10 protein-coding genes and 1 pseudogene are annotated in these 12,526 nt (G+C 68.0%); 5 read left to right on the forward strand and 6 right to left on the reverse strand.

Translation table 11 applies throughout. The annotated features are described in order from the left end of the window. Nucleotides 1-43: 43 nt before the first annotated feature. The 3 genes and pseudogenes from DAT35_RS60340 to DAT35_RS61620 form a co-directional block, all read left to right on the forward strand. Nucleotides 44-1,105, forward strand: a complete 1,062-nt coding sequence (locus DAT35_RS60340) for a hypothetical protein (protein WP_199243284.1) — start codon at nt 44-46, stop codon at nt 1,103-1,105. A gap of 136 nt (nt 1,106-1,241) precedes the next feature. Continuing rightward, nucleotides 1,242-2,480 carry a DUF3500 domain-containing protein gene (locus DAT35_RS53850; protein ID WP_158502305.1) on the forward strand — a complete coding sequence of 413 codons (1,239 nt, stop codon included), beginning with the start codon at nt 1,242-1,244 and terminating at the stop codon, nt 2,478-2,480. 500 nt (nt 2,481-2,980) lie between these two features. Beyond that, nucleotides 2,981-3,535 (forward strand): annotated as a pseudogene (locus tag DAT35_RS61620) (HupE/UreJ family protein); the annotation flags it as partial. A 223-nt stretch (nt 3,536-3,758) separates the two neighbouring features. Here DAT35_RS61620 and DAT35_RS53860 read toward each other — a convergent pair. Together DAT35_RS53860 and DAT35_RS53865 are read right to left on the reverse strand one after the other, a co-directional pair. After that, the gene (locus tag DAT35_RS53860; RefSeq protein WP_108077277.1) at nt 3,759-5,537 is read right to left on the reverse strand and encodes a tetratricopeptide repeat protein; all 1,779 of its coding nucleotides are present in this window, start codon (nt 5,535-5,537) and stop codon (nt 3,759-3,761) included. Nucleotides 5,538-5,724: 187 nt separating this feature from the next. Then, a complete protein-coding gene (locus DAT35_RS53865) occupies nt 5,725-6,465 on the reverse strand; it encodes a TetR/AcrR family transcriptional regulator (RefSeq protein ID WP_108077278.1) in 741 nt (246 codons plus the stop codon). A gap of 94 nt (nt 6,466-6,559) precedes the next feature. Here DAT35_RS53865 and DAT35_RS53870 point away from each other — a divergent pair, with 94 nt between their 5' ends. After that, entirely contained in the window at nt 6,560-7,771 is a 1,212-nt protein-coding gene (locus tag DAT35_RS53870) for an FAD-dependent monooxygenase (protein WP_108077279.1), read from the forward strand. 168 nt (nt 7,772-7,939) lie between these two features. Further along, a complete protein-coding gene (locus DAT35_RS53875; protein WP_108077280.1) occupies nt 7,940-8,566 on the forward strand; it encodes a hypothetical protein in 627 nt (208 codons plus the stop codon). A 3-nt stretch (nt 8,567-8,569) separates the two neighbouring features. Here DAT35_RS53875 and DAT35_RS58585 read toward each other — a convergent pair whose 3' ends face one another. The 4 genes from DAT35_RS58585 to DAT35_RS59605 form a co-directional block, all read right to left on the reverse strand. Then, complete coding sequence (locus tag DAT35_RS58585) at nt 8,570-8,932, reverse strand: hypothetical protein (RefSeq protein WP_146210258.1); 363 nt, start codon at nt 8,930-8,932, stop codon at nt 8,570-8,572. Between the two features lie 862 nt (nt 8,933-9,794). Continuing rightward, on the reverse strand, nt 9,795-11,315 hold the full coding sequence (locus tag DAT35_RS53880; protein WP_108077281.1) for an acetyl-CoA hydrolase/transferase C-terminal domain-containing protein: 1,521 nt from the start codon (nt 11,313-11,315) through the stop codon (nt 9,795-9,797). A gap of 109 nt (nt 11,316-11,424) precedes the next feature. Then, complete coding sequence (locus tag DAT35_RS59600) at nt 11,425-11,592, reverse strand: kelch repeat-containing protein (RefSeq protein WP_158502307.1); 168 nt, start codon at nt 11,590-11,592, stop codon at nt 11,425-11,427. Nucleotides 11,593-12,308: 716 nt separating this feature from the next. Beyond that, the coding region (locus DAT35_RS59605) for a hypothetical protein (protein ID WP_158502309.1) at nt 12,309-12,526 on the reverse strand (218 nt) is incomplete at its 5' end.

The following is a 12,526-nucleotide window of genomic DNA, read 5'->3' on the forward strand; positions in this document are numbered from 1 at the left end:
TGCAGGCGGAAGTGGGCCGGAACCGAAACACAAGGGATGGCAAATGACGCACAAGAAGAAGGGCGGTCCGTGGATCGCGGTGGGTGCACTCGTCGCGGGCGCGGTGATGGGGGGTTGCAGCTCTTCGTCGACGACGACGGAGGACGCCACGACGGGAGTGTCCCAGGCGGTGGAAGCCTCCTCGGATTCGAGCGATGCGGTGGAGGTCGCGAGCCTGATGCGCGGGACGAACGCGCTGCGCACGGACGCGGTGGAGGGCTTCCACTGTGACTCGAGCCCGGACATCACGTCCGTGGATGTCTGCGGCAAGAGCCTGCCGGCCACGGTCCACCTCGAGTGGACGGACTGCGCGGCGCCCGAGCGGCCCGGTGGGGGCGGACACGGGGATGGCGGCGGACACGGGGGTGGCGGCCAGCCTCCTCCGCAGGGAAGCACCGAGGGAGGGGTGCGCCCGACCTCGGGTGGCGGTGGACACGGGGGTGGCGGCCAGCCTCCCGCCGACGGGAGCGCGCCTCCTCCGTCCGACAAGAATGGAGACCACGGGCCGCATGCGGGCCCCTCCACCGGCACGGTGGACATCACGTACACGTACTCGACGCCCGATGGCTGCGAGGGCGCCGTGACGCAGGACCAGTCCGTGACGTTCCAGATCTCGCGCACGGACGAAGAGGGCAACGTCTCGACGGTGCAGGGCACCAGCACCTCGAGCGCGCAGCTCGTCGAGGGCGCCCCGCCGCAGCAGAAGGCCACGCAGGCGGACGTGACCCGGACGCTCACCGACGCATCGGGCACGGTGGTGCGCTCGGTGCACCTGAGCGGTGCCCTGAGCGTCGCGTTCTCCAGCGACACGCCGCCCGTGCGGACCCTCAACGGTTCGTACACCGAGGAGTTCCTCGATGGCACGCAGGGGACGGTGACGCTCGACAACATCGTGCGGCCGCCGAGGAACGTGTGCCCGTGGCCGACGTCCGGGACGCTGACGCGCGCCAGCAGTGACGGGACGACCCACGTGCTCGTTTTCGGTCCGGACTGCGGTACGGCGACGCTCGACGGCACCGCCGTGGAGATGCCCGCGCGCCGCCCCGAGGGTGAAGGACGCCACTGAGGCGCCCTCGAGGACCGCGGCCCGGAGTCTACCCCTCCCCGGGCCGCGGCCTCGTTTTGAAGAAGCCGCCCGTCAGAACTCCTTAAGGATTCGTGGGTAGAGCTGACTCTCCATGGATGTGTACCTGGAGCAAACAATGCCAAGACGTGTTGTGAGGTGGATGTGGCTCGGAGCGAGCTGCTCGTTCCTGGCCCTTGCCGCCTGCAAGGATGACTCGGAGACGGGCTCCACGTCCGACGCGGGGGTCGAAACCGACGCAGGAGAGACAAACACCCCGGATTGCTCGGCCGCCACGACGCACGTCGAGCAGGTGGTCTGCGCGTCCAACGCCTTCCTCGCCACGCTGACGGAGGCCCAGCGGACCTCGGTCGTGTACGCCTGGACGGATTCGGTGGCCAAGACGCGCTGGTCCAACCTGCCCGGCGTCACCCGCAGTGGAGTGAAGTGGGGCGAGCTGAGCGCCGAGAGCAAGGCGGCCGCGCAGAACCTCGCCTCGCTCGTGCTCACCACCGAAGGCTACACGGACATGACGGGCATCTTCGCGGCGGATGACTACCTTGGTGCACAAGGTGGAGGCTCGGGTGGCGGCGGTCCCCCGGGCGGCGGCGGTGGCCCCCCGGACGGCGGTCTCGGCGGTCCCCCGGATGGTGGCGGCGGTCCCCCGAGCGGCGGTGGCGGGGCCGGCGGCGGGTACTCCTCGGCCAATTACATCATCGCGTTCATCGGCACGCCGTCCACGACGGGCAGTTGGATGCTCCAGATTGGCGGCCACCACATGGCCTACAACGTGACGTACCTCAACGGCACGGGCTACCCGACGCCCAACCACCTCGGCGTGGAGCCCAAGGCGGCCTTCACCCTGGATGGCGGCACCTACGCACCGCTCGAGGACGAGGGCGCCGCGATGATCGCCCTGTACGGCTCCCTCAGCACCGAGCAGCTCGCCAGCGCCTACCTCGAGGGCCAGACGTTCTCCGACGTCGTGCTCGGGCCCGTGGAGTACGGGACCGGCAGCTACTCCAAGGTCATCTTCCCCGCCCAGGCCGGCGTGCTCGTCTCCACCCTCTCCGCGAGCCAGCAGGCGCTGGTGACAGCGGCCATCCGGAAGTGGGTGAGCGACTTCGCGCCCGCGATCTCCGATCCGCTCGTGGCGGCCTACACGTCGGCGGACGCCTACGCCCACACGTATGTGGCCTGGGGCGGCACGAAGTCCGCGGGTCCCAACGTGGACGTGAACGGCACGTACATGCGCATCGACGGGCCCCGGGTGTGGCTCGAAGTGGCCTGCCAGGCGGGCGTCATCCTCCCCGGCACGCACTACCACACCATCTACCGGGACAAGCAGACGGACTACGGCGACGAGCTGAAGCAGTGAGGGCCTTCCCTTCCAGGAGTCCCGCGAGGCGCTGGGCGTGGCCGGTGGGCCTCGCGCTGCTCCTCGCGGGGCTGTCCGCCCGGGCGCACCTCGTGCGCAACACGGCCGTGATCCTCGACATCGGAGAGAGCTCGGTGCATGCCGAGATCCAGATGCCCCTGGATCAACTGGCGCTCGCGCTGACGCGGTCCTTCAGCGCGGTACCGGCGGAGGTGATGCGCGAGCGCGCCGCGGAGCTGCCGGCCTATGTCCGGGAGCACTTCGGGGCGAGCACGCCGGAGGGTCAGCCCTTCTCGGTGGAGGTGGGCTCCATCGGCGTGCAGCGCGTGGAGGATGGCGACTGCCTCGTGGCGCACGTCACGCTCCGGCCACCACAAGGAGGCTCGTCGCGCGCGTTCACGCTCACCGACACCCTCGTGCTGCACCAGGTGATGAACCACCGGGCGCTCGTGTCGGTGCGGCGCGACTTCCACAGCGCCCTGTTCGGCGAGGGCCAGGAGATGCTCGGAGCGGTGAGCCCCCAGAGCCCATCGCTCGTCATCGATCGGACGCACGGCTCCTGGTGGACGGGGTTCCGGGGCGTCTTCCTCCTCGGCACGCGTCACATCGCCGAGGGGACGGACCACCTGCTCTTCCTGCTCGTGCTGCTGCTGCCCGCGCCGTTGCTCGCGCGCACGGGACGCTGGCGGGAGGCGGACCGCCTGCGCGCGAGTCTCGGACGGATCCTCTGGGTGGTGACGGCCTTCACCGTGGGCCACTCGCTCACGCTGGCGGCCGCCGCGCTGGGGGTGCTCCGCCTGCCGAGCCAACCCGTGGAGGTGCTCATCGCGGTGAGCATCCTCGTGTCCGCGGTGCACGCGGTGCGCCCGCTCTTCCCGGGCCGCGAGCGCTTCGTGGCGGCCGCGTTCGGGCTCGTGCACGGGCTCGCGTTCGCGACGGTGCTCGCGGGCCAGGGGTTCGACTCGTGGGCGCTGGCGCTGAGCATCCTGGGCTTCAACCTGGGCATCGAGGCGATGCAGGCCGCAGTGGTGGTGCTGGTGCTGCCCTGGCTCCTGCTCTGGAGCCGTGCGCCGGGCTTCACCGTCCTGCGCATCACCGGCGCGGGGGTGGGCGGGGCCGCTGCGTGTGGTTGGATTATCGAACGAGCGTTCGATGTGAGCACACCGCTCGGAACATGGGTCGAGGCCGCGTCAGGACATGCCTGGGCGGGGCTCATCGTCCTCGCGACCGTGGCGCTGGGGATGTACGCAGCTCGCGGCCCTGGCACGAGCTGGGGAGTCAGGGCCGGGCCTCGACACGAGGCCGCTCCGAGTCCCGCTTCCGATCCTGGGCGATACGCTCCAGCAGACGGCGCGCCGACGCGGAATCGGGCTTCAAGGCCAGAGCCTCCTGGAGTTGCTGCTCGGCTTCGCTGACGCGGCCCTGGAGCCACAATACCTGTCCCAGGCTGGTGCGGATCTCCGGCATGCGCGGCTTGAGCCGGGCCGCGGTCTCACAGGACTCGAGGGCCTGCGGCAGTTGCTTCAGGTTCTTGAGCACCAGACACAGGTTGAGCCAGGTGCCAGCCTCCCCCGGCTTGAGCCGGACCGCCTCGCGCAGGACCGTTTCCGCCTCGGGCAGCCGTCCTGTCTGGGCGTAGGCCAGCCCCAGGTCGTTGAGCACGTCGGGGCCGCTCATCCGGGCGCGCTCCAGGTGCTCAATGGCCTGGGCGACCTGGCCTCGCTTGAGCAGGGCGGTGCCCAGTCCTGCCTGCACGGAGATTTCCTCGGGAGACTTGCTCGCGGTGTCGCTCCACAGGGAGAGGTCGTCGTACCAGACCCGGTTGCGCAGGGCGGTGACCACGCCCCCGGCCACCACCACCGTGGCCAGCCCCCCGAGCAGCCACGGCCTCGCCTCGGGCCGCCGACGCTCCAGCGCCTCCACCATCCACCCCACCAGGAGGACGAAGCCCACCGAGGGCAGATAGAGGTAGCGCTCGGCGAAGGCGTTGACGCCAAGCGCGGGGATGTAGAGCTGCGGCACCATCGCGAGCAGACACCAGGCCAGGGCCACGAACGCCGTGGGTGCATGGCGCCAGAGGAGGATGGCCACGAGCACGATCCCGACGAGCGCGCCCACGCCCGCGAGCAGGTGGGGATCCGCGGGCGACGCGATGGGCGTGAAGACATGGACGGCGTTGAGCTCGAGTGGCAGGACGAGTCCGCCGAGGTACTGGGCCAGCAGGGGCGGGATGTTGAGGATCAACCCCCACGTCCCGAGGCTCATGTGATGGAGCGTTCGTGGCGAGCCCGACAGCGCGGGCAGCCGCAGCGCCGCGTAGAGGACGAGCGCCACGAGCAGGGGCGCATAACGGCCCATCCACTGACGGAGGCTCCAGGCCCGGCCGCCGGTCACGAAGTCGTAGACAAAGAGCATGGCGGGCAGCAACACCGCGGGCTCCTTGAAGAGCAGGGCGAAGAGGAGCGCCAGCCCCGCGAGGATGCCGCGTCCAGTCAGTCCGGGCCCGGAGGTCATCATCCAGCACGCCGCGCCCAACATGCCCATGACCATGGCCACGTCGTTCACGGAGCTGATCCAGGCCACGGCCTCGGTGTGGATGGGGTGGACGGCGAAGAGCAGTCCCGCGGCGAGCGCGGCGAGCGGACCCGTCTGGCGCCGTGTGCAGAAGAGCCATCCCACCTGGTAGACGAGCCCGGAGACGATCACATGCCCCACGAGGAGCAGCAGGTGGTAGCCCCAGGGCTTCAGGCCGAAGACGGCGCGGCACAGCAGGAAGGTGACGTGGACGAGGGGCCGGTAGTAGTTGCGGCTCAGGCCCAGTTCCGGGGAGCTGGCCCACAGGTCGGAGCCGAAGATGTCACCCAGGTGCTGGAAGTCCCGGATCCAGGGATTGGACTCGATGAGCAGGGCATCCACCCAGGCGAACTGATTGCCGAGGGTGTTGGCGTAGGCGAGGGCCGCGCAGACGCACACCAGTGCGAGCTGGAGGCGGCGCTGGCGGGACGAGGGGGCTCCGGGCTGCGAGCCAACCACGGAGGGAGGGGTCGTCGAGGACACAGGGCATCGTAGCATGGCGCCTTGGCCAACCTGTCCGGCGGGAATGTGCTCCATCGCCCTCCCGGCAAGCATGGGCGGAAGAGAGGCCCGCGGGGGCGCTCCCCTCCTCCCTGGCCCACCGAGGTCTCGTCAACCCATTCCCTCGCGGACAAAGCCGCCCATGACGCTCAACGTGGCTCCGCACGTGCTATCGGGCAGGGGCCGGCCTCCTGGCGCGGCGGGCGACGAGTGCGGCGAGTCCGTCGAGAATGCGGTCGATGCCAAAGTGCAGGGCGTTGTCGCGGCCGGAGGCGGCAGCCGAGTCCGCGAATGCGGCGGTCACTTCGCGGTAGCGGTCGCCGTGAGTGGCCAGGACCTCGGCGAGTTGCCGGGTGAGCTGCTGCTCCAGGTCGTCCCCACCGCCGGCCGTCGCCTGCTGAGCCAGGCTGCGCACGTGTCCGTTGAGCAGAACAACGGTGTCGAGCCGTTCGGCGCCGGTCAGGCCGGTGCCGGAGAGAGCGCCGAGCGCGGCCTCCAGCCATCCCATCTCGTTGGGGCCGAACGGGCGCGCCCCGACGGCGAGCTCGAGCGTCCACGGGTGCGCGCGATACCGGTCGAAGATCGTCACTGCCCAGCGGCGCAGCTGCGCCCGCCAGGGCTCCTCGGTCGAATTCGCTTTCGCCACCGTGAGCTCCGGCGGTGCACCCATGGCGGTATCCAGCATCAGCGCGGTGAGCTCGGCCTTGCCGGGAACGTAGCGGTACGGCGCCATCTTCGCGCAGCCGAGGCGTTCGGCCAGCCGCTGCATCGATAGGTTCGCCAGTCCCTCGGTGTCGGCCAGGGAGATGGCCTCCGCGACGATCCGCGACAGTGACAGAGACGGTTTCGGCCCGCGCTTGGGCCGCTGCTGGGTGCCCCAGAGCAGCTCGACGGTGGTCGGTGCCGACATGGCTTGATCCTTCCGGGAAACGACTTGATCAAAAACTGTGTCTACCATACGCTCAATTGTGTCCGGTGGACGCAATTAAGAAATGGAGCCACACATGCGAAACGCGACAGCCCTCATCTCCGGAGCCAGCATCGCCGGCCCCGCCCTGGCCTACTGGCTCGACCGGTACGGCTACGACGTCACCGTGGTGGAGCGCGCGCCCGCGCTGCGGCCTGGCGGCCAGGCCGTCGACTTCAAGGGCCGCACCCATCTGACCGTGCTGGAGCGCATGGGCATCCGGGAGGAGATCGAGCGGCGGCAGACCGGCAAGACCGACATGGCGCTCGTCGATGCCACCGGCAGGCAATTGGCTCGTATGTCAGGCGATTTCCTCGGCGGGGACGTGGAGATCCTGCGCGGGGACCTGGCCGAAATCCTGTACCGGAGGACCGCGGACAGATGTGAGTACGTGTTCGGCGATTCCGTCAGCGCGCTCACCGAGACCGCCAACGGCGTGCGCGTCGAATTCGAGAAGGCGCCCGCACGCACCTTTGATCTCGTCTTCGGCGCCGACGGCATCCATTCCCGGGTACGGCGGCTGGCCTTCGGACCCGAGCAGGACTTCGTCCACTTCATGGGCTACTACTACTGTGTCGCCGGGGCTGCCGGGTGGGGTCACGATCCGGCCGCGCCGCGGGCGCGGGGCATCGCCCACGCGCACAACGCGCCGGGCAAGCTCGCGGTCAAGGGCGGAGCGAAGGCGCACCAGATGTACATGTTCGCCTCGTCCGAACTGGACTACGCCCGTGATGATGTCGCGGCTCAGCGCCGGATCGTTCAGGAGACCTTCGCCGATGTCGGCTGGCAGGTCCCCGAAATGCTCGCCGAACTGGGCACGCTCGGTGATTTCTATCTCGATTCGCTCGGCCAGGTTCGGATGAATGGCTACACCAAGGGCCGCATCGCCCTGGTCGGTGACTCCGCATACGGAAACACGCTGGGCGGCTTCGGAACCGGTCTGGCGATCGTGGGCGCCTACGTGCTCGCCGGGGAGCTGGCCACCGCCGGTGGCGATCACACCGTGGCGTTCGCCCGCTACGACGCGATCATGCGCCGCTACGCCAAGATTGCCCGCAACAGCAACGCAGGCCGTTTCCTGGCCCCGAAAACGGCACGGGGGATCCGCCTGCGCAACTGGTTCCTGAACTCGCGGCTGTTCGCGCTGATGCTGAAGACCACCGACAATGCCGCCAACGACATCGACTTGAAGGACTACCCGGCGATGGTCGCCGCGCAGGGTGTGAGCGCATCGCTGCAGCCAGCGTGAGCCCTCTGTATCGGGGAGGCCCTCGAGCCCTGGCTCCCTGCGTCAGGGCTCTTTTAATTGCGCGAATACCGGTGGAAAAACCCGGGTGGGAAGATCCGCGCGCGCGGACGTCATGGAGAGTGAGCCGGCATGACACGCCGACGTCCCCACTCACTCAGGAGCCCTCCCATGCGACACCTCTCACGCCCCTCGATGCTGCTGGCCACCCTGCTCCTCACCGCCTGTGGCGCGCCCCTGGAGGATGACGCGTCCTCGGCACCAGACACGGACGACTCCCTGGCCAGCCAGACGCAGGCGGTGGACGACAGTTGCGTCAACAGCGGGGTGGTGCTGGCCCAGCCAGACGGCGCGGCGGTCACCTTCCAATACCCGCACTGCTCTTTCGCGTATACGTCCGGGACCTCCAACGACGGAACCTATGACCAGCCGTTGTGCCCGAACCGCTTCGTCACCGAGGTCCAGCAAGTCAACAACCAGTGGTTCGAGGCGTTCGTCGAGGCCATTCCCGCGTCCACCATGACGGAGAGCGCGTGCAAGAGCGTGGCGATCGTGGGCACCGCATGGGGTTACAACGGCGTCAAATGGGTGCAGTTGGGCACGGTCTCCACTGCGGGCATCTGGCACCCGGCGACCACGGGTCCCATCTCCTTTCCAGCCTATTGCCAGCTCTACTTCCCGATCGCCAACGTGAGCGGGGGCTACAGCAAGGTGCGCGTGACGGGCATGGCCGCGGCGCTCGGGGTCTTCAAGGGCCGCGTGCGCACGGGCGTCTACAGCGGCCCCGGCCCCTGTTGATCATCACTCGGGCAACGTTTCGGGCAACGTTTCCCCCATGAAGGCTTCGAGGGCCTGTCGAGCATGTGCCTTGAGGGTAGCCATGCTCGCGGCATCATCGAAATCAATGGTTTGAACCACGTCACGAAACCGAGCGAGCGCGGCCTTGCACTCCGCAGGGCGGCGAGTTGCCGGTGATTTTCTGCCCGCCTCGCTTTCAACCAAATCAAGTACGATCGTTGCGTCCTCGAGGAATTCTTCTCTTAGCTTCGCATCCCCCTTGGAGCTGCGAGCCCAATCCAGTGGGTGTCCAAATGCGATGTGCCCCAGTCCATTGAGGGCGCTGGCAATACGAGCAGCTTTCTCACTGACAGGATCTAAAGACATTTGTACCCTTTTCTGGTGCGTTCTTGGGGTCTGTGGGGGTTTAGTCCTTGAGACAATAGGGGCCGATAAATATGTTTCCGATGCTCGGAACAAAGCCGAAGGCTGACCCCGCTCGGACAGAGCCCTTGAGACAATCGAACCTGCACCACTGCTTGAAGACGAGATTCTTGAATATTTCTGGGAATGGCTCTGAACACCCGCGACAACTTCCCTTCCCGCAGTGAGTGACATGGCAATAGGCGCCAACCTCTTCGCAAAACACCCTGTCAGGACACCCGTACTCCATGCACTCGTACATGGGGTAGATTCCGTCTTTCTTTCCAGACGCTTGGATAACGTTCGTGCCCGCTCTCTGTTGCGCGTCCAGGTACTTGAGAAACTTCACTGCGGCGTCCCTGTAAGCGCTTTCGTCCGGCAGTTGCGTTGCTGACGCTCTATCTCCGGGGACGTTTTCGCGGCGGCTTGAAGCAGAAGACGCGCAGCCACTCGCCAGGGCGCCGACCAGGGAGCACGAGAGCCAACAAAGAAAGGATCCTTGCAGGGTGGCCATGGCATGCCTTGGGGTGAACTTGTCCAGCGACTGTGCTTCGTGCGTCCCTCGCCCGTCAAACTCCGTAGGCCGGAAGTGTCAACTCGGCGGCGCCTACCATAGACGAGACGGCAGCAGCGGCCACCGGACGAGACAGCCCCCCGAGGGCGAGGCCTCCTTCATGTGGCCTCTTCGTCATCACCCGCGCCACGCGCGGTGGCGGTACGAGTCCTTCGATACCTCCCCGTGGCGAGGACTCTACAGGCGAACACGGACAGCTTCTGCGTCTTCCTGGGGGGTTCGCTTTCGGAGTGGGCGGGGGGCCTGGGGTCCTCAGCCTCCCTTGGGGAAGTTGCGGCAGGCCTCGTCGTAGTCGCGCCACCAGCCCTCCAGGGCCTTCATGTCGGTGGCCCGGGGCTCGTCTCCCGCGCCCGCCATGTTCAGGTAGGCGTGCAGCAGCGGGCGGAAGTGCGGGTGCGCGCACTTCTCGATGATGTCCACGGCGCGCCGCTTGGGCGAGCGGATGTCCATGTTGAGCGCGTAGCCGTGCTCGGTGACGACGCACTTGATGTCGTGCTCGGTGTGGTCGATGTGCCGCACGTACGGCATCACGCAGCTCACGACGCGCCCGTCCTTCAGCGGCCGGGTGGATGGCGTGTGCACGATGCTCAGGTAGGCGTTGCGGAAGAAGTCTCCCGAGCCGCCCAACCCATTGACGATGCGCGAGCCGTCGATATGGGTGGAGTTGACGTGGCCGTAGATGTCCACCTCGATGGGGGTGTTCATCGCGATGACGAACAGCCGCGAGATGATCTCCGGGCTGTTGGAGAGCCACATGGGCCGCAGCACCAGCTTGTCCCGGCAGCGCTCGAACAGCTCCATGAAGCGCCGGCGCCCCTCGGCCGAGAAGGAGACCGCGGTGGCCGAGGCGTTCTCGAACTTCGCGTCATCCTCCACGTAGCGCAGCATTCCGTCCTGGAAGACCTCGGTCCAGAAGCGGATTTTCTGGAAGGGGGACGCGTAGAGCTCGCCGATGATGGCGTTGGCCACGTTGCCCACGCCGGACTGGATGGGGGGCAGGCGCTTGCCCCAGCCGAACTGCGCGCGGCACTGGAGGAGGAAGTCGATGACGTTCTGCGCGATGCGGCGATCCGTCTCGCTCGCGGCCTTGAAGGGCACCGGGTGGTCGGGTGTGCGGGACTCGACGACGGCCACCACCTTGCTGCGGTCGAACTCGACGTAGGGCGTGCCGATGCGGTCGCGCACGTTCACCAGCGGCAGCGGCCAGCCCACCTTGGGGTGCACGGCGGGCACGACGATGTCATGGAAGCCGGTGTAGTCCGGCGACGCGGTGTTCACCTCGAGGATGACCTTGCGCGCCCGGGAGAGCGCCTCGGCGGAGACGCCCACCGAGGAGGTGAGGATGACACTGCCGTCCTCGCGGATGCGCGACACCTCGACGACGGCGACGTCGATGTCACCGTAGAAGCCGTACATCAGGTTGCGCGCGAAGGCGGAGAGGTGGACGTCGGTGAAGTCCATCTCCCCCGCGTGGATGAGCTTGCGAGAGATGGGCGAGGACATGTACGGCCCACGCTTGCGGATGAAGGGGGCCATGGGCCCCTCCACGTCATCCGAGAGCGAGGCGCCGCTCAGCAGGGTGATGCGCGAGTGGGGCGCTGTCTCGGCCAGGTGCCGGGCGAGTGCCGGGAAGAGGCTCTTGGGCTCACCCGACTTGGTGAAGCCGCTAATGGCCACGGTGTTGCCGTCGGTGACGTGCTTCACCGCCTCTTCTACCGGGACGACCTTGGCCAACAGCTCCGCGTTCTCGATTCGCTCCTGCAGTGTGCTCATGGGGGTGCTGCTCTATTACCGCGTCTGCGGACTGTCCATGAGAGGGTTGAAGTCGGACGCGGTCCTGCGGAGGGCCAGGCGTTCGAGGGCTTCGCGCGTCCTATCCAGCTCAGGGGGTGTAGAGCATCCCCAGGGCGTAGCCGTCGCCGTCGCCGCCGCCCACCACCAGCACCTGCCCGGAGGGCAACAGCGCCGCCTGGTGGTACGAGCGCGGCGTGCTGTTGTCCCTCCCCTGACTCCACGTGCCCGTGTCCGGGTCGTACAGGTCTGCCCGCACCTCCTCGGTCGTCGCCCGCGAAGAGCTTCGTCCCGTCGGCGCCGAAGGCCTCGGCGGTGAAGGTGCGGCCCTCGCCCGCGGGGATGCCCGCCATCGTCCCGGTCCACTCGCCGCCCACGTTCTCCAGGAGCAGGGTGCGCGAGAAGTCCTCGTCCGGCAGCTCGAGCGTGACGGACACCCGCTCCACACCGGTGGACACCAGCGACGGCTCGACATGGCTCACGAACCGCGCAGAGCCCTGGGTCTCCGCGGCCACGGGCGGCTCCGAGCGGCAGCCCGAAACGGCCCACACCAGTCCCACCGCCAGCAAGGGCAGCAGGGAAAAGCTCTTCCTTTGCACGCACTCTCCCTCGAAGAAGCCACGCGCCGGACGCGCATGGCACTTGGGCGCGCACCCGACCAGGGCATTCCCCCAAGCAGGTGAGCAGGAGGCGAGCGTGGCGCTTGAGGCAGCGGCCAGGAAGGAAGCGATGAGGGAGAGGACGCCTCCCCACGATGGAACGACGCCGCTGTCCGACGGGTCTCCGGAGCACGTGGCGTTCAGCCACATCCAGCCCTCGGAGCAGGGACAGGGCCGGTTGGCCTCGGTCAGCTCATTGGCACAGCCGGCGGCAGTCGTCGCCAGGGTGGCGCACAGCGCCAGCCACAGCAGGGGTCGGAGGTGGTTTCGGGTCATGTCGAGGGAGGAACGCCACTCGGCATGACGGTGGACGAACTCAACGCATGGATGGATGAGGAGTCTCATCCGTAAATCTCCACACCCAGGGTCCGCTCGCGTCGTTCAGCGTGACATCCAGGGTCCCGCCCACCGGCAGGCTGGCCGTCCAGAGAGCCCCGTGCGGCCGGAGTTCGATCAACACGTCCTCCAGGACATAGACCATCTCGGCCGTGTCGAAGCGTGCCCGGCCGCGCCCCTTGAAGACATTCCGGGGTG

The sequence above is a fragment of the Vitiosangium sp. GDMCC 1.1324 genome, assembly GCF_003044305.1.
In the GTDB taxonomy this organism is placed as follows: domain Bacteria; phylum Myxococcota; class Myxococcia; order Myxococcales; family Myxococcaceae; genus Archangium.

What these genes read in the sequence shown, in the direction of transcription:
- DAT35_RS53850 (WP_158502305.1), top strand. Translation starts at nt 1,242, where the DNA reads ATGCCAAGACGTGTTGTGAGGTGGATGTGGCTCGGAGCGAGCTGCTCG.
- DAT35_RS53875 (WP_108077280.1), top strand. Translation starts at nt 7,940, where the DNA reads ATGCGACACCTCTCACGCCCCTCGATGCTGCTGGCCACCCTGCTCCTC.
- DAT35_RS53880 (WP_108077281.1), bottom strand. Translation starts at nt 11,315, where the DNA reads ATGAGCACACTGCAGGAGCGAATCGAGAACGCGGAGCTGTTGGCCAAG.
- DAT35_RS53865 (WP_108077278.1), bottom strand. Translation starts at nt 6,465, where the DNA reads ATGTCGGCACCGACCACCGTCGAGCTGCTCTGGGGCACCCAGCAGCGG.
- DAT35_RS60340 (WP_199243284.1), top strand. Translation starts at nt 44, where the DNA reads ATGACGCACAAGAAGAAGGGCGGTCCGTGGATCGCGGTGGGTGCACTC.
- DAT35_RS58585 (WP_146210258.1), bottom strand. Translation starts at nt 8,932, where the DNA reads ATGTCTTTAGATCCTGTCAGTGAGAAAGCTGCTCGTATTGCCAGCGCC.
- DAT35_RS53870 (WP_108077279.1), top strand. Translation starts at nt 6,560, where the DNA reads ATGCGAAACGCGACAGCCCTCATCTCCGGAGCCAGCATCGCCGGCCCC.